Consider the following 15642-nt stretch of genomic DNA (forward strand, 5'->3'; position numbering starts at 1 on the left):
CCTGCCATGGCCAGACCCGGTTTTCGCCTTGCCGTGTTCGCCACCCTGCTCGCGCTGCTGGTGGTCATGCTCGGCGCCTACACCCGTCTGACCCATGCCGGGCTGGGCTGCCCGGACTGGCCTGGTTGCTATGGCTTCATCGGCGTACCCAAGAGCGAAGCGCAACTGGCCCATGCCGAGCAGCATTTTCCAGAGCACCCGGTGGAAGCGGCCAAGGGCTGGGCCGAGATGGTGCATCGCTATTTTGCCGGCACCCTGGCGCTGGTCATTGCCGCGCTGGCAGTGCAGGCGGTACGCCGCCACGGCCGCGACGGGCAACCCTATCGCTTGCCGCTTCTGTTGCTGGGCGTAGTACTGGCGCAGGCAGCATTCGGCATGTGGACAGTGACGCTCAAACTATGGCCGCAGGTGGTCACTGCGCACCTGCTTGGCGGTTTCACCACCCTCAGCCTGCTTCTGCTGCTGGCGCTGCGCCTGTCCCGGGCCTTCGCGCCGCTGCCGAAGCTACCGTTGAGCCTGCGCCGCCTGGCGGCGCTGGGGTTTTTGCTGGTGATCGGTCAGATCGCCCTGGGCGGCTGGGTCAGTGCCAACTACGCAGCGGTGGCTTGCATCGACCTGCCTACCTGCCATGGCCAGTGGTGGCCGGCAGCCGACTTCAGTAACGGCTTTCACCTGACTCAGCACGTCGGCCCCAACTACCTGGGCGGACAGCTCGACAGCGACGCCCGCACGGCGATCCACATGAGTCACCGCTTGGGTGCGCTGCTGGTGACAGCGGTGCTGCTGCTACTTTCGTGGAAACTGTACCGCTGCGGCCTGGCCGGGCTCTCGCGCCTGGTGCTGCTGGCATTGCTGGTACAGGTCGGCCTGGGCATCAGCAATATCCTGTTCCACTTGCCGCTGCCGGTGGCGGTCGCACACAACGCCGGTGGCGCGCTGCTGCTGCTGTGCATGGTGCTGGTGAACTACCGGATTCGGGTGATCGACAAAGTGCGGGTCGGCGTGGGCCGAGGCTGGCGTCTGCGCCCAGTCGCCGCTGTGGGCATCACCCATCACATGAGGAAGGATTCGTGGCGACGATTCTGAAGGCACAGCAGGCAAGCTGGCGCGACTACCTGGAGCTGACCAAGCCAAAGGTGGTCGTGCTGATGCTGATCACCTCGCTGGTGGGGATGTTCCTGGCGACGCGCGCGGGAGTCGGCTGGGGCGTGCTGCTCTTCGGCAATCTGGGTATCGGGCTGTGCGCGGGCAGCGCGGCGGTGGTCAATCATGTGCTCGACCGGCGCATCGATGCGCTGATGGCGCGCACCTACAAGCGGCCGCTGGCCCAAGGGCGGGTCGAGCCGTTACCCGCGTTGCTGTTCGCCCTGGCCTTGGGCGTGCTGGGCATGACCCTGTTGCTGCGCTTCACCAACGCCTTGACTGCCTGGCTGACCCTCGCCTCGCTATTGGGTTATGCGCTGCTTTACACCGGCTTGCTCAAGCGTGCCACGCCGCAGAACATCGTCATAGGCGGTGTGGCTGGCGCCGCGCCGCCGTTGCTGGGCTGGGTCGCGGTCAGCGGGCAGGTCAGTGCCGAGCCGCTGCTGTTGATGCTGATCATCTTCGCCTGGACCCCGCCGCACTTCTGGGCCTTGGCCATCCATCGCAAGCAGGAGTACGCCAAGGCCGACATCCCCATGCTGCCGGTCACCCATGGCGAGCACTACACCAAGCTGCATATCCTGCTCTACAGCCTGATCCTGCTGGCAGTGAGCCTGTTGCCGTTCGTCATTCACATGAGCGGCCCGCTTTACCTGGCCTGCGCCCTCGCCCTCGGCCTGCGCTTCCTGCAGTGGGCCTGGGTGTTGTACCGTGGCAGCCGGCCGCACGCGGCAATCGGTACGTTCAAGTACTCCATCGTCTACCTGTTCGCACTGTTCATCGCGTTGCTCGTTGACCATTACCTGTTGCTGAATCTATGACCCGAACCCAGAAAACCGTCTTCATCCTCGTTGCCCTGGTCGCGCTGATCCTGGGCCTGACCGTGAACAAGGTGCTCAATGGCAAGGACCAGCCCAACCCCACCGAGCTGATCGATGCAGGCATCATTCTGTTGCCGCAAAGCCGTGCGGTAGCGGATGTCACCATGACCGACCAGAACGGCCAGCCGCTGCACCTGGCCGACCTCAAGGGCAAATGGTCGCTGCTGTTCTTCGGCTACACCTATTGCCCGGACATCTGCCCTACCACCCTGGCCCAGCTGCGCCAGGTCAAGAGCGAGCTGCCCAAGGTTGCGCTGGAACGGCTGCAGGTGGTGCTGGTGAGTGTCGACCCCAACCGCGATACGCCGAACCAGCTCAAGCAGTACCTGGGTTACTTCGACAAGGATTTCGTGGGGGTCACAGGCTCGATCGAGGACACCCAGAAACTGGCCAACGCCTTGAGCATTCCGTTCATTCCGGCCGATACCAGCAAGCCGGGGTACACCGTCGATCACAGCGGCAACCTGGCCATCGTCGGGCCAGACGGACGTCAGCGTGGGTTCATCCGCGCGCCGTTCAACAATCAGAAGCTGGTGGCGCAATTGCCCGGCCTGGTGAAGCGGGACTGAGCCGACGCGCAAAAAAGCAGCGCGGGCAAACCGCCGATCCGGTCTGCCCGCGCTGCTTTTTGAGCGAGCGTGGTGCGGCTTAGAAGGCCGGTACCACGGCGCCTTTGTATTTCTCGGTGATGAACTGCTTCACTTCAGGCGAATGCAGCGCCGCCGCGAGTTTTTTCATCGCGTCCGCGTCCTTGTTGTCCGGACGGGCCACCAGGATATTCACGTACGGCGAATCGCTGCCCTCGATGGCCAAGGCGTCCTTCTCAGGGTTCAGCTTGGCTTCCAAGGCGTAGTTGGTGTTGATCAAGGCGGCATCGACCTGGGTCAGCACGCGCGGGATGGTCGCCGCTTCCAGCTCACGGAACTTGACGTTCTTGGGGTTCTCGGCAATGTCCTTGACGGTGGACAGGATGTTGCTGCTGTCCTTGAGCTTGATGACCCCGGCCTTGTCCAGCAGCAGCAGGGCACGGCCGCCGTTGGTGGCATCGTTGGGGATGACCACGGTGGCACCCGATGGCAGCTCATCGAGCTTCTTGAGCTTGGTCGAATACACGCCCAGCGGTTCGATGTGCACACCGGTGACGCTGACCAGGTCGGTGCCCTTGGCCTTGTTGAACTCATCCAGGTAAGGCTGGTGCTGGAAGAAGTTGGCATCCAGGCGCTTCTCCGCCACCTGCACGTTCGGCTGCACGTAGTCGGTGAATTCCTTGACCTTGAGCTCCACGCCCTGTTTCGCCAGCTGCGGTTTGACGAAATTGAGAATCTCGGCGTGTGGCACCGGCGTGGCGGCGACCGTCAGGGACTCGGCATTGGCCGAGAAGGCCGCGACAGCGGCGACAACAGCAAGCAGCTTCTTCATGAATCACTCCTTGTGAGGGCCGCGACGGCCCCCGAACGGGTCGGCCAGGCCGACCCCATTGGGGTTACTTACGGGAAAAATGCACGACCAGTTTGTCGCCCACGCTCTGCAGAATCTGCACCAGCACCAGCAACAGCACCACGGTCACTACCATCACGTCGGTCTGGAAGCGCTGGTAGCCGAAGCGGATCGCCAGATCGCCAAGACCGCCTGCACCGACCACACCGGCCATTGCGGTGTAGGACACCAGGGTAATGGCGGTGACGGTGATGGCCGCGAAGATACCCGGACGGGCCTCGGGCAACAGCGCGCTGGTGATGATCTGCCGGGTGGTGGCGCCCATCGACTGGGTAGCCTCGATGATGCCGCGGTCCACTTCCCGCAATGCGGTTTCCACCAGGCGTGCGAAGAACGGCGTGGCGCCGACGACCAGCGGCGGGATGGCCCCGGCGACGCCCAGCGAAGTGCCGGTGATCAGTACGGTGATCGGGATCATCACGATCAGCAGGATGATGAACGGCAGCGACCGCAGGATATTGACCACCAGCGACAGCAAGGCGTACACGCCCTTCTGCTCGAACATCTGCTTCGGCCCGCAGAGAAACAGCAGCACGCCCAGCGGCAAGCCCAGCAGCACGGTGAAGAACAGCGAGCCGAACAACATGATCATGGTATCGACGCTGGCCAGCCAGATTTCGGACCAGTCGACGTTGGCGAAGAAATTCAGAGCGTCCATCAACGCAGTACCTCCATATGTACATCAGCTGCCGTGAAGCGGGCGAAGGCCGCTTCCATGTCCCCGCCGATCAAGGCAAGGGTGAGCTGGCCATAGGGAACATCCTTGATGCGGTCGATACGCCCGGCCAGGATGCTGTAGTCGACGCCGGTCTCGCGCGCCACGGTGCCCAGCAGCGGTGCATAGGTAGCATCGCCCTGGAACGTCAGGCGCACGATGCGCCCTGGCACGTGGGCGAAGTCGTCGCGCTGCTCGCCTTCATCGACCTGTTCGTCTTCCTGGACGAAGCGTTTGGTGGTCGGATGCTGCGGGTGCAGGAACACATCGGCCACCGAGCCTTGCTCGACGATCTGGCCGGCGTCCATCACCGCCACGCGGTCACAGACACGGCGGATCACGTCCATTTCATGGGTGATCAGCACGATGGTCAGTTTCAGTTCGCGGTTGATCTCGGCCAGCAGCTGCAGCACCGAAGCCGTGGTCTGCGGGTCGAGGGCGCTGGTGGCCTCGTCGCACAGCAGGATCTTCGGGTTGGTCGACAGCGCGCGGGCAATGCCGACCCGCTGCTTCTGCCCGCCGGACAGCTGCGCCGGGTACTTGCGCGCGTGGTCCTGCAGGCCGACCCGGGCCAGCAGTTCGGTGACGCGCTGGTCGATCTCGCTGCGCGACAATTCACCGGCCAGGGTCAATGGCAGGGCGACGTTGTCGGCCACGGTTTTCGACGCCAGCAGGTTGAAGTGCTGGAAGATCATCCCGACTTGCTGGCGCAAGCCGCGCAGTTGGCTGGCGTTGAACGCGGTGACGTCTTCGCCGTCGACGATGATCGTGCCGCCGGAAGGTTCTTCAAGGCGGTTGATCAGGCGCAGCAAGGTGCTCTTGCCGGCACCGGAATGGCCGATCAGGCCGAACACCTGGCCGTTATCGATGGTCAGGCTGGTCGGGTGCAGTGCGGGGATTTCCCTACCGGCGACGCGGTAGGTCTTGTGTACTCGTTGGAACTCGATCACGTAGCGAACCTTGTGGGGCGCATGGAATTGGGGTCAGCGGTTGGCTGGGTCGCGCATTTTAGCCTTTTCCACTGGCTGTTCTTAGCATTTATTTCGTCATCCACCAATCCTTAGGGCATATCACGACAACCGGTAATCCCGATTGAACGCTCAGCGGGGCGCCCCAGTCATTAGTAGAACGAGCCCGACGAGGGCACGCCTGATGACTGATAAGGAGAGCCGAGATGCCCAGCAAGAACCCGGATTCGCCGAAACAGAGCCAGCTCGCCGGCACCGACACCCCAGACCGCGCCAATACCAACGCCAAGCTGCAGGCGCTGGAGAAAGCCCGTAGCGATGCCACCGGCCAAGCGCTGCGCACCAACCAGGGCGTGCGCATCGCCGACAACCAGAACACGCTCAAGGTCGGCCCCCGCGGCCCCTCGCTGCTTGAAGACTTCATCATGCGCGAGAAGATCACGCACTTCGACCACGAGCGCATCCCTGAGCGTATCGTGCATGCCCGTGGTACGGGTGCTCACGGTTACTTCCAGAGCTATGGCAAGCATGCCGAGCTGACCAAGGCTGGCTTCCTCCAGGACCCGGAAAAACAGACTCCGGTGTTCGTGCGCTTCTCCACCGTGCAAGGCCCGCGCGGCTCGGGCGATACGGTGCGTGACGTCCGCGGCTTCGCGGTGAAGTTCTTTACCGACGAAGGTAACTTCGACCTGGTCGGCAACAACATGCCGGTGTTCTTCATTCAGGACGCGATCAAATTCCCCGATTTCGTGCACGCGGTAAAACCTGAGCCGCACAATGAGATCCCCACTGGCGGTTCGGCCCATGACACCTTCTGGGACTTCGTCTCACTGGTGCCCGAGTCGGCGCACATGGTGGTCTGGGCCATGTCCGACCGGGCGATTCCGCGCAGCCTGCGGATGATGGAAGGCTTTGGCGTGCACACCTTCCGCCTGATCAACGCCGAAGGCGTGGCCAGCTTCGTCAAATTCCATTGGAAACCCCGTCAGGGCGTGCATTCACTGCTGTGGGACGAGGCGCAGAAACTGGCGGGCAAGGACACCGACTTCCAGCGCCGTGACCTCTGGGAAGCCATCGAAACCGGCGACTATCCCGAATGGGAGCTGGGCGTGCAGATCGTTGCCGAAGCCGACGAGCACAAGTTCGACTTCGACCTGCTGGACCCGACCAAGATCATCCCGGAAGAGCTGGTGCCGGTGACGCCGCTGGGCAAGATGGTGCTCAACCGCAACCCGGACAACTTCTTCGCTGAAGTCGAGCAGGTCGCCTTCTGCCCTGGCCACATCGTGCCAGGCATCGACTTCACCAACGACCCGTTGCTGCAGGGTCGCCTGTTCTCCTACACCGACACGCAGATCAGCCGTCTGGGCGGGCCTAATTTCCACCAGATCCCGATCAACCAGCCGGTGGCGCCGAACCACAACAACCAGCGCGATGCGATGCATCAGCACATCGTGCACAAGGGGCGTGCTTCCTACGAGCCCAACTCGATCGATGGCGGCTGGCCCAAGGAGACGCCGCCAGCGGCGCAGGATGGTGGTTTCGAGAGCTACCAGGAACGCATCGACGCGCACAAGATCCGCCAGCGCAGCGATTCGTTCAGCGATCACTTCTCCCAGGCGCGCCTGTTCTTCCAGAGCATGAGCCCGACCGAGCAGCAGCACATCATCAAGGCCTACAGCTTCGAGCTGGGCAAGGTCGAGCGCGAGCACATCCGCGCGCGTCAGGTTAATGAGATTCTGGCCAACATCGACCTCAAGCTGGCCGCTGCGGTGGCGGAGAACCTCGGCCTGCCAGCACCCACGGCCGGTACTGTGCAGGTCAAGGGCAGCCAACTGGCGAAATCACCAGCCTTGAGCCAGATGAATCATCTCGGTGTGGTCGGCATCAAGGGGCGCAAGATCGCGGTATTGGTCGCCAACGGCGTGGATGGCACGGCGGTCGATCGCCTGGTCAAGGCGCTGGAGGCGCACAGCGCGCGTATCCTGCTGCTCGGCCCGACCTCGGCACCAGTGAAAACAGCCGATGGCAAGCAACTGCCGGTCGACGCCTCGATGGAAGGCATGCCTTCGATCATGTTCGACGGTGTCGTGGTGCCGGGAGGCAAGGCGTCGCTAGATGCCATGGCCGCCAGTGGCCTGGCCAAGCACTTCCTGCTCGAAGCCTACAAGCACCTCAAGGCGATCGGCTTTGCCAAGGAGGCCAAGTCCCTGGTCGATGCTCTGGGCCTGAAGGAAGACAAGGGGCTGTTGCTCGGCGACGACCAGAAGACCGTCGACGCCTTCGTCAAGGCCGTCGAGGGTCACCGTGTGTGGGAGCGTGAGGCAGCGGCTGAAGCCATTCCTGCCTGATGCCAGCCAAGCGCGGGGCAAGCCAGCTTGCCCCGCCTCGGCCTTATTGCTGGTGCGGCACCAGCACCACCTGCGCCGGCAGCGAACGCTGGATCTGGTGCTTCTGTTTCAGCGCGAACTCACTGTCGAGCTTGTGCACGCGTTTTTCCAACAGGGTCTTGAGCCACGGCGCGTCTTGCGTACGCGGGACCTGGAACACCACCTCACATTGATAATTGACGACATCCTTGGCGATTTCGTCGAGCTGTCGGCGCATGGCTGGCAGGTCGGTGGTTTTCAAGGCGATGACGGTGCTCGGCGCGGTGGGGTCGATGACACGGGCCTGGGGCTTGGATTCGGCCGCCTTGAGCGCTGCCTCGGCTTTCTCGAGCTCTGCCTTGCGCGCCTCGTGCATGGCGTTGCCGCCGGTAACCGCTGGCGCCTGGGGCATCAGTGCGCGGGCCCGGGCCAGGGCGGTGGCTGCGGCATTGACGTCGCCTTTCTGCAGCACGATCTGGCTGCGCTTCAGATAGGCCTCGGCCAGCTGTCGTTGATACTGCTCAAGTCGCGCATCGGCGGGCGCTTGCGCTTGCAGGCCGGCGAGCTGGTCTTCAGCGGTGGCCAATTCATTGCTGGCGATGCTTTGCTGCAACTGCTGCCAGGGGTCCGCTTGCGCGGGCGCAGCGGCCTGCTCGACCGGGGCGTGCGAACACGCGGCCAGGAACAGTGAAAACGCGGCAACAAGCAGATAACGGGATGCGAACAGCTTCATTCCTGCGGCTCTCTATTTGCGCAAAAAGCGAGCAAGTCTACACCCAGGTGCGCACGCTCGAAAACAAGTCTTACAGACCCTTTACCCGGTAAAAGGTTGCAGGGTGCAGCACAGGGCACCCGCCTTGTCAGCGTTTGGGCAGGGCCAGGCTCAGCAAGAATAGCACTGCTGCACAGACCACGATCGACGGCCCGGCCGGGGTGTCCTTGAACCAGGACAGCGCCAGGCCGCCGCAGACCGCCGTCACCCCGAGCAGGCTGGCGCCCAGGGCCATCTGTTCCGGTGAGCGGGCGTGACGCTGCGCCGCAGCGGCGGGAATGATCAACAGCGAGGTGATCAACAGCACGCCGACGATTTTCATGGCCACGGCGATCACCACGGCAATCAACAGCATCAGGGCCATGCGCAAACCGGCGACCGGCAGCCCCTCGACCGTGGCCAGTTCCTCATGCACGGTGACCGCAAGCAATGGCCGCCACAGTGCCGCCAACAGCAGCAGCACCAAGGCACTACCCCCGAGGATCCAGGCCAGGTCGGTGGGGCTGATCGCCAGCAGGTCGCCGAACAGGTACGCCATCAGGTCGATGCGTACGTCGTGCATGAAGCTCAGCACAACCAGCCCCAGCGACAGGGTACTGGGGGCGAGAATGCCCAGCAGCGTGTCGGAGGCCAGGGGCTGGCGTTGCTGCAAGGTCACCAGCAGGATCGCCAGGAGCAGGCAGCCCACGGTCACCGCGAGGGCCGGGCTGACGTCCAGCACGAAGCCCATGGCCACCCCAAGCAGCGCCGCGTGGGACAGGGTGTCGCCAAAATACGCCATGCGCCGCCAGACCACGAACGAGCCGAGCGGACCTGCTACAACGGCCAAGGACAAACCAGCGAGCAGGGCGTAAAGAAGAAAATCAGCCATGCTTGCAATGTTCTCCGTGGACATGGGGGGCGGGGGTGACCACCGAGCCGTGCAGGTCATGGCTGTGGTCATGATGGTGGTGATAAACGGCCAGGCTTGGCGCATTCTGGCCAAACAGTTCGACGAAGGCTGGGTCGTTGCTGACCTGCTCGGGGTGACCGGAGCAGCAGATATGACGGTTCAGGCATACCACCTGGTCGGTCGCGCTCATCACCAGATGCAGGTCGTGGGAGACCATCAGCACGCCGCAGCCGTGGCGATCACGCAGACGGGTGATAAGGTTGTAGAGCTCGGTCTGGCCAACCACGTCGACGCCTTGCACCGGCTCGTCCAGCACCAGGAGCTGCGGCGCGCGCAGCAGCGCTCGGGCCAGCAGCACCCGCTGCATCTCGCCGCCGGAGACAGTCTGGATCGGGCTGTCGATGACCTGCTCGGCGCCCACCTCTTGCAGTGCCGCCACCGCCGCTGCGCGGTCAACCCCGGGCACCAGGCGCAGGAAGCGCAACACCGATAACGGCAAGGTGGCATCGACCTGGATCTTCTGCGGCATGTAGCCCACACGCAGCTTGGGCTTGCGCCAGACCTTGCCGCGATGGGGTTTGAGCAGGCCGAGCACGGCACGCACCAAGGTGGTTTTGCCGGCACCGTTGGGGCCGATCAGGGTGACGATCTGGCCGGGCGACACCGCCAGGTCGATGCTGTCGAGCACGGCCTCGCCTGCAAAGCTGACGCCGACCTGCTCAAGGCGGATCAGGGCATCACTCATGCTGCGCTCCGGCAGTTGGCACACAGGCCGACGATTTCAACCGTCTGCGTCTCGACGCTGAAGCCGACATCCTTGGCACTGGCGATGATCGCGCCGCTGATGCTGTCCTGTTCCAGCTCGATGGCCACGTGGCATTCCCGGCAGATCAGGAATTGGCCTTGGTGCACATGCTCCGGGTGGCTGCAGCCGATGAAGGCGTTGAGCGAGGCGATGCGGTGAACCAGGCCGTTTTCCAGCAGGAAGTCCAGCGCGCGGTACACCGTGGGCGGGGCTGCCCGGCGGCCGTCCTGCTCGCTGAGCACGGCAAGGATGTCGTAGGCGCCCAGCGGCTTGTGGCTCTGCCACACCAGCTCCAGCACCCGCCGGCGCAACGCGGTCAGGCGCAAGCCTTGGCGGGTGCACAGCGCATCGGCTTCAGCCAGCGCGCTGTGGACGCAGTGGGAATGGTCATGGGGACGGTGGGCCAGCGGCGTGATGGACATGGGCAGCGACGGTTCTGGATAGAGACGTTATTATGTTACCTGTTTCTGACGAGTCGAGTATTCCACGTGTCCCGATTCCTTGTACTTTTTGTCGCTTTTATCGCCTGCTCTGCCCATGCAGAGGTCAAGGTATTGACCAGCATCAAACCGCTGCAGCAGATCGCCGCCGCTGTGCAGGACGGCCTTGGCAGCCCGGACGTGCTATTGCCACCCGGCGCCTCGCCGCACCATTACGCGCTGCGTCCCTCGGACGTGCGGCGCGTTGGCAGCGCCGATCTGCTGTACTGGATCGGGCCGGATATGGAGGGCTTCCTGCCACGTGTGCTGGGCAGCCGCAGCAAGCCGACGGTCGCGGTGCAGTCGCTTGAGGGCATGCATTTGCGCCATTTCGGCGAAGACAGCCATTCTCATGACGAAGCTGGCGGCGATGACCACGACCATGACCATCGCCCGGGCAGCCTCGATGCCCACCTTTGGCTGTCGTCGCTCAACGCCCGCGTGATCGCAGGCAAGATGGCTGCCGACCTGGCGGCAATCGATCCGGCCAACGCTGCGCGTTATCAAGGCAACCTGAAGGCGTTCAATGACCGACTGGACGCTTTGGACGCGCGGATCAAGACGCGCGTGGCTGGCATTGCCGGCAAGCCGTATTTCGTCTTCCATGAAGCCTTCGATTATTTCGAGTCCGCTTATGGCCTGCAGCACACGGGTGTCTTCAGCGTGGCGTCGGAGGTCCAGCCCGGTGCCCAGCACGTGGCCGCGATGCGCAAGCGTCTGCAGGAAGTGGGCAAGACCTGCGTGTTCAGCGAGCCACCGTTGCGGCCGCGTCTGGCCGAGACGCTGACGGCCGGGCTGCCAGTGCGCCTGGCCGAGCTGGATGCCCTGGGCGGCACCGATCCGGTCGATGCCAAAGGCTACGAGCGCCTGCTCGAGAAACTCAGTAGTGACCTCGCAGGCTGCCTCGAACAGCTGTGAAGCAGCGGCAAACTGCCGCTAGAGCGCGAAGGGCAGGCGCAGCGCCACCTGCTGGCGCTGCGCCAGGCGGACTTCGAACTCGCTCGGGTCGTGAATCATCACGTCCATTCCGGCGAACGATTGCGCCGCAATCAGGCGCGACAGCCAGAAGCGCACGCAACCTACCCGCAGCATTTGCGGCCACAGCTCGGCTTCTGCGGCGGTGAATGGGCGCAAGGCGGCGTAGGCCGCCAGCAGCGCCTGGGCGCGCGGCAGGTCGATGGCGCCGTGCTCATCCAGGCACCAGTCGTTGACGGTGATGGCGATGTCATACAGCATCGGGCCGGAACAGGCGTTGTAGAAATCGATCACACCCGTCAGGTGGGTACCTTCGAACATCACATTGTCGCGGAACAGGTCGGCATGCAGGTTGGCCCGCGGCAGCGCCAGGATCTGCGCCTTGTGCGCGACGATCTCGTCGAGCGCCGGCTGCAGCAAGGTGGCTTGTTCAGCGCTCAGGCGCGGCAGCAGCTCGGCACCGGCTGCCAGCATCCAGTCCAGTCCACGGTCGGTGCGGCGCTCGATGATGCGCTGGCGGGTTGCCAGGTGGATGTGCGCCAGCAATTCACCCACCTGCGCGCAGTGCTGGGCGTTTGGCGCCTTGATGTGCTTGCCGAGCAACCGCGGCTGCAGCAGGGCCGGCTTGCCGCACAACTCGCGCAGGGCGTTGCCGTCGCGATCACGCAGTGCATAGGGAACGGGCATCTCGGCCTCATGCAGCACGTCCAGCAGTTCGATGAAGAACGGCATGTCTTCGACCGGACCGCGCTCGACCAGCGTCAGGACGAACTCCCCCTGTTCGAGGCTGACGAAGAAATTGCTGTTCTCGGTGCCGGCGGCAATGCCCTGGAAGTCGAGCAAACGGCCCAGCTCGTACGGCGCCAGAAAGGTTTCCAGCTCAGGCCGGGTCACGGGGGTGAAGACTGACATGATGAAAAAAAGCCCATACGGGCACTCCGCTGGGAAGTGCCGGGTTGATGTGAACGGTGCGCGCGTCAGATTACCACTCGAAGATCTTCCAGGACGGAATCAGCATGTCCGGTTGGTCGGAACGAATGAAATTGCCGTCGGAGCCATCGGCGCGGACCAGGAAATACGGCTTGCCGTTTTTCGGCGTGATCTTGATCGCATACAGGAAGCCGTTTTGTCGGTATTCCTGGATGGTTTTATCGCCTTCCGTGCGAATGGTTACCTCGGGATCGGCCGAGGGGGCGTCGTCCGCCGCCAGGGTGACGACCGGCAGCGTTGCCAACAGGCCGAGCAGTAACAGGCGATTGAGTGAACGCATGATAACCTAGTCCCTTTGTCGTCATTGATCCGGCTATTCTAGCTCCGGACCCGCCGAAAAGGTTGATTCTGCTCATGAGCCAAGCGCCCCTCGTCCTGGTGGACGGTTCCTCCTACCTCTACCGCGCCTTTCATGCGCTGCCGCCGCTGACTACGTCCAGGGGCATGCCCACCGGTGCGGTCAAAGGTGTGTTGAACATGCTCAAGAGCCTGCGCAAGCAATACCCCGACAGCCTGTTCGCCGTGGTCTTCGACGCCAAGGGCGGGACCTTCCGCGATGCCATGTTCGCCGATTACAAGGCCAACCGCCCCAGCATGCCCGATGACTTGCGCGTACAGGTCGAGCCGCTGCACGCCAGTGTCAAGGCGCTGGGTTATCCGCTTTTGTGCGTCGAAGGCGTCGAGGCGGACGACGTGATCGGCACCCTCGCCCGCAGCAGCGCAGCGCAGCAGCGGCCAGTGATCATTTCGACCGGCGACAAGGACATGGCCCAGTTGGTGGACGGACACATCACCTTGGTCAACACCATGACCGGCAGCGTGCTGGACGTGGCCGGGGTGCATGAAAAGTTTGGCGTGGGCCCTGAGCACATCATCGACTTCCTCGCCCTGATGGGCGACAAGGTCGACAACATTCCCGGCGTTCCTGGCGTTGGCGAAAAGACCGCGGTGGGTTTGCTGACTGGCATCGGCGGCGGCTTGAGCGACTTGTACGCGAACCTGGACAAGGTCCCGACGCTGGCGATCCGTGGCGCCAAGTCGCTGCCGGCCAAACTCGAGGAGCATCGCCAAGCGGCGTTCCTGTCCTACGAGCTGGCCACCATCAAGTGCGATGTGCCCCTGGACGTCGAAGTCGAAGCGCTGGTCTGCACCGAGCCCGACCGCGAAGCGCTGTTGGCGTTGTACACCGAGATGGAATTCAAGACCTGGATCGCCGATGTGCAGCGCGACGCAGCGCAGGTCGGTGATGACATAGGGCCTGTGGCCGAGCCGGCCGCCAACGTCGAACCGAAGTACGAAACCGTTCTCGACCAGACGCGTTTCGACACCTGGCTGCAGAAACTGCGCGAGGCGCCGCTGTTCGCCTTCGACACCGAGACCACCAGCCTGGATGCGCAACAGGCGCAGCTGGTTGGCGTGTCGTTCGCCGTCGAGCCGCATGAAGCCGCCTACGTTCCCCTGGCCCACGACTATGACGGCGCTCCGGCCCAGCTCGACCGCGAAGCGGTGCTCCTGGCGCTCAAGCCCTTGCTCGAGGATCCGGCAAAGGCCAAGGTCGGGCAAAACGCCAAGTACGATATCAACATCCTGGCCAACGGCTCGCCTGCCATCAATATGCGCGGCGTGGCCTACGACACCATGCTCGAATCGTACGTGTTCAATTCCACCGCCACGCGTCACGACATGGACAGCCTGGCGCAGAAATACCTGAGCCACAGCACCATCGCCTTCGAAGACATTGCCGGGCGTGGCGCCAAGCAGCTGACCTTCAACCAGATCCACCTGGACAAGGCTGGCCCTTATGCCGCCGAAGACGCGGACATTACACTGCGCCTGCACCAGGCCTTGCAGGCGCGTCTGGCGCAAACCCCCAGCGTGCAGACCGTGTTGATGGACATTGAAATGCCACTGGTGCCGGTGCTGGCCAAGATCGAGCGCCAGGGCGCGCTGGTCGATGCCGCCTTGTTGCAGGTGCAAAGTGGCGAGCTGGGCGTGAAGATGGCCGAGCTCGAGCAGCGCGCCTACTCCCTGGCAGGCGAGCAATTCAACCTCGGATCGCCCAAGCAGCTGGGCGCGATCCTGTACGACAAGCTGGGCATGCCGGTGCTGAGCAAGACCGCCAAGGGTCAGCCGTCTACCGCCGAGGCCGTGCTCGACGAGCTGGCCGAGCAGGGTTATCCGCTGCCTGAAGTGCTGATGCAGTACCGCAGCCTGAGCAAGCTGAAAAGCACCTACACCGACAAACTGCCGCTGCAGATAAACCCGCGCACCGGGCGTATTCACACTTCCTATCAGCAGGCGGTGGCCGCCACTGGCCGTCTGTCTTCGAGCGATCCGAACCTGCAGAACATCCCGATCCGTACGGCCGAAGGTCGACGCATCCGTCAGGCGTTCATCGCCAGTCCCGGCTACAAGCTGCTGGCGGCTGACTATTCGCAGATCGAGCTGCGCATCATGGCGCATCTGGCCAAGGACGAAGGCTTGCTGCATGCGTTCCGCAACGACCTGGACGTGCACCGGGCGACCGCTGCCGAGGTCTTCAACGTGGCCCTGGAGGAGGTCAGCAATGACCAACGGCGCAGTGCCAAGGCCATCAACTTCGGCCTGATCTACGGCATGAGCGCCTTTGGCCTGGCCAAGCAGATCGGGGTCGACCGCAAGCAGTCCCAGGACTACATCGACCGCTACTTCGCCCGTTATCCAGGCGTGCTCGCCTACATGGAGCGCACCCGTGCCCAGGCCGCCGAGCAAGGCTTTGTCGAAACCTTGTTCGGGCGCCGTTTGTACCTGCCGGATATCAACGCTAAGAACCCAGCCCTGCGCCGGGGCGCCGAGCGCACCGCGATCAACGCGCCGATGCAGGGCACTGCGGCCGACATCATCAAGCGCGCCATGGTCAACGTCGATAACTGGCTGAGCGAGAGTGGCCTGGATGCCCGGGTGATCCTGCAGGTGCACGACGAACTGGTGCTGGAGGTCCGCGAGGACCTGCTCGAGCAGGTCAATGCCGAGATCCGTGCGCACATGAGCAACGCCGCGCAGTTGGACGTGCCGCTGGTGGTTGAGGCAGGTATCGGCGCGAATTGGGACGAAGCTCACTGATTGAAGCGGCGAAGGTGTGTAGGATCTGCGGCGCGCTAACGTGGATCCTGCATG

At 63.6% G+C, this 15642-nt stretch carries 15 protein-coding genes; 6 read left to right on the forward strand and 9 right to left on the reverse strand.

Annotated elements, in window-relative coordinates; all coding sequences use genetic code 11:
* The first annotated feature begins 6 nt into the window (after positions 1–6).
* Genes FS665_RS05945 through FS665_RS05955 form a run of 3 tightly spaced genes read left to right on the forward strand, consistent with a single transcriptional unit; the run spans position 7 to position 2593 of the window.
* Positions 7–1086, forward strand: a complete 1080-nt coding sequence (locus FS665_RS05945; RefSeq protein WP_145184819.1) for a heme A synthase — start codon at positions 7–9, stop codon at positions 1084–1086.
* On the forward strand, positions 1071–1964 hold the full coding sequence (cyoE, locus tag FS665_RS05950) for a heme o synthase (protein WP_145184822.1): 894 nt from the start codon (positions 1071–1073) through the stop codon (positions 1962–1964). Before FS665_RS05945 ends, cyoE begins: the two co-directional genes overlap by 16 nt.
* Positions 1961–2593, forward strand: a complete 633-nt coding sequence (locus FS665_RS05955) for an SCO family protein (RefSeq protein ID WP_145184825.1) — start codon at positions 1961–1963, stop codon at positions 2591–2593. The genes cyoE and FS665_RS05955 overlap by 4 nt, the downstream gene beginning before the upstream one ends.
* 79 nt (positions 2594–2672) lie before the next feature.
* Here FS665_RS05955 and FS665_RS05960 read toward each other — a convergent pair whose 3' ends face one another.
* The 3 genes from FS665_RS05960 to FS665_RS05970 all read right to left on the reverse strand — a co-directional run bounded on the left by FS665_RS05960 (position 2673) and on the right by FS665_RS05970 (position 5186).
* Positions 2673–3443: a MetQ/NlpA family ABC transporter substrate-binding protein gene (locus FS665_RS05960; protein WP_145184828.1), complete on the reverse strand. Its 771-nt coding sequence runs from the start codon at positions 3441–3443 to the stop codon at positions 2673–2675.
* Between the two features lie 64 nt (positions 3444–3507).
* Positions 3508–4179, reverse strand: coding sequence for a methionine ABC transporter permease (locus FS665_RS05965; protein WP_145184831.1), 672 nt, complete (start codon positions 4177–4179; stop codon positions 3508–3510).
* Positions 4179–5186: a methionine ABC transporter ATP-binding protein gene (locus tag FS665_RS05970; RefSeq protein WP_145184834.1), complete on the reverse strand. Its 1008-nt coding sequence runs from the start codon at positions 5184–5186 to the stop codon at positions 4179–4181. Before FS665_RS05970 ends, FS665_RS05965 begins: the two co-directional genes overlap by 1 nt.
* A gap of 224 nt (positions 5187–5410) precedes the next feature.
* On the opposite strand from FS665_RS05970, the gene katE reads away from it, so the two are divergent.
* Positions 5411–7555 carry a catalase HPII gene (gene katE, locus FS665_RS05975; protein WP_145184837.1) on the forward strand — a complete coding sequence of 715 codons (2145 nt, stop codon included), beginning with the start codon at positions 5411–5413 and terminating at the stop codon, positions 7553–7555.
* 43 nt (positions 7556–7598) lie between these two features.
* Here katE and FS665_RS05980 read toward each other — a convergent pair whose 3' ends face one another.
* The 4 genes from FS665_RS05980 to zur form a co-directional block, all read right to left on the reverse strand.
* The gene (locus FS665_RS05980) at positions 7599–8306 is read right to left on the reverse strand and encodes a PA5502 family lipoprotein (protein ID WP_145184840.1); all 708 of its coding nucleotides are present in this window, start codon (positions 8304–8306) and stop codon (positions 7599–7601) included.
* Positions 8307–8433: 127 nt separating this feature from the next.
* Positions 8434–9216 carry a zinc ABC transporter permease subunit ZnuB gene (gene znuB, locus FS665_RS05985; RefSeq protein WP_145184843.1) on the reverse strand — a complete coding sequence of 261 codons (783 nt, stop codon included), beginning with the start codon at positions 9214–9216 and terminating at the stop codon, positions 8434–8436.
* Positions 9209–9982, reverse strand: coding sequence for a zinc ABC transporter ATP-binding protein ZnuC (gene znuC / locus FS665_RS05990; RefSeq protein ID WP_145184846.1), 774 nt, complete (start codon positions 9980–9982; stop codon positions 9209–9211). Before znuC ends, znuB begins: the two co-directional genes overlap by 8 nt.
* Entirely contained in the window at positions 9979–10464 is a 486-nt protein-coding gene (zur, locus tag FS665_RS05995) for a zinc uptake transcriptional repressor Zur (RefSeq protein ID WP_145184849.1), read from the reverse strand. The genes znuC and zur overlap by 4 nt, the downstream gene beginning before the upstream one ends.
* Positions 10465–10530: 66 nt before the next feature.
* On the opposite strand from zur, the gene FS665_RS06000 reads away from it, so the two are divergent.
* Entirely contained in the window at positions 10531–11439 is a 909-nt protein-coding gene (locus tag FS665_RS06000; protein ID WP_256675013.1) for a zinc ABC transporter substrate-binding protein, read from the forward strand.
* Between the two features lie 18 nt (positions 11440–11457).
* On the opposite strand, the gene FS665_RS06005 is transcribed toward FS665_RS06000, so the two are convergent.
* Together FS665_RS06005 and FS665_RS06010 are read right to left on the reverse strand one after the other, a co-directional pair.
* Entirely contained in the window at positions 11458–12408 is a 951-nt protein-coding gene (locus tag FS665_RS06005; RefSeq protein WP_145184855.1) for a homoserine kinase, read from the reverse strand.
* 70 nt (positions 12409–12478) lie between these two features.
* Entirely contained in the window at positions 12479–12766 is a 288-nt protein-coding gene (locus FS665_RS06010) for a DUF2782 domain-containing protein (RefSeq protein WP_145184858.1), read from the reverse strand.
* A 74-nt stretch (positions 12767–12840) separates the two neighbouring features.
* On the opposite strand from FS665_RS06010, the gene polA reads away from it, so the two are divergent.
* A complete protein-coding gene (gene polA / locus FS665_RS06015) occupies positions 12841–15588 on the forward strand; it encodes a DNA polymerase I (protein ID WP_145184861.1) in 2748 nt (915 codons plus the stop codon).
* The last annotated feature ends 54 nt before the right edge of the window (positions 15589–15642 follow it).

Origin of the sequence: Pseudomonas sp. URMO17WK12:I11 (genome assembly GCF_007677725.1) — a bacterium.
GTDB lineage: Bacteria > Pseudomonadota > Gammaproteobacteria > Pseudomonadales > Pseudomonadaceae > Aquipseudomonas.

Bases quoted from the DNA above. Each gene is read 5' to 3' on its own strand.
- FS665_RS05945 (WP_145184819.1), top strand. From the start codon at position 7: ATGGCCAGACCCGGTTTTCGCCTTGCCGTGTTCGCCACCCTGCTCGCG.
- FS665_RS05955 (WP_145184825.1), top strand. From the start codon at position 1,961: ATGACCCGAACCCAGAAAACCGTCTTCATCCTCGTTGCCCTGGTCGCG.
- FS665_RS05960 (WP_145184828.1), bottom strand. From the start codon at position 3,443: ATGAAGAAGCTGCTTGCTGTTGTCGCCGCTGTCGCGGCCTTCTCGGCC.
- FS665_RS05965 (WP_145184831.1), bottom strand. From the start codon at position 4,179: ATGGACGCTCTGAATTTCTTCGCCAACGTCGACTGGTCCGAAATCTGG.
- katE (WP_145184837.1), top strand. From the start codon at position 5,411: ATGCCCAGCAAGAACCCGGATTCGCCGAAACAGAGCCAGCTCGCCGGC.
- FS665_RS05980 (WP_145184840.1), bottom strand. From the start codon at position 8,306: ATGAAGCTGTTCGCATCCCGTTATCTGCTTGTTGCCGCGTTTTCACTG.
- znuB (WP_145184843.1), bottom strand. From the start codon at position 9,216: ATGGCTGATTTTCTTCTTTACGCCCTGCTCGCTGGTTTGTCCTTGGCC.
- znuC (WP_145184846.1), bottom strand. From the start codon at position 9,982: ATGAGTGATGCCCTGATCCGCCTTGAGCAGGTCGGCGTCAGCTTTGCA.
- zur (WP_145184849.1), bottom strand. From the start codon at position 10,464: ATGTCCATCACGCCGCTGGCCCACCGTCCCCATGACCATTCCCACTGC.
- FS665_RS06005 (WP_145184855.1), bottom strand. From the start codon at position 12,408: ATGTCAGTCTTCACCCCCGTGACCCGGCCTGAGCTGGAAACCTTTCTG.
- FS665_RS06010 (WP_145184858.1), bottom strand. From the start codon at position 12,766: ATGCGTTCACTCAATCGCCTGTTACTGCTCGGCCTGTTGGCAACGCTG.
- polA (WP_145184861.1), top strand. From the start codon at position 12,841: ATGAGCCAAGCGCCCCTCGTCCTGGTGGACGGTTCCTCCTACCTCTAC.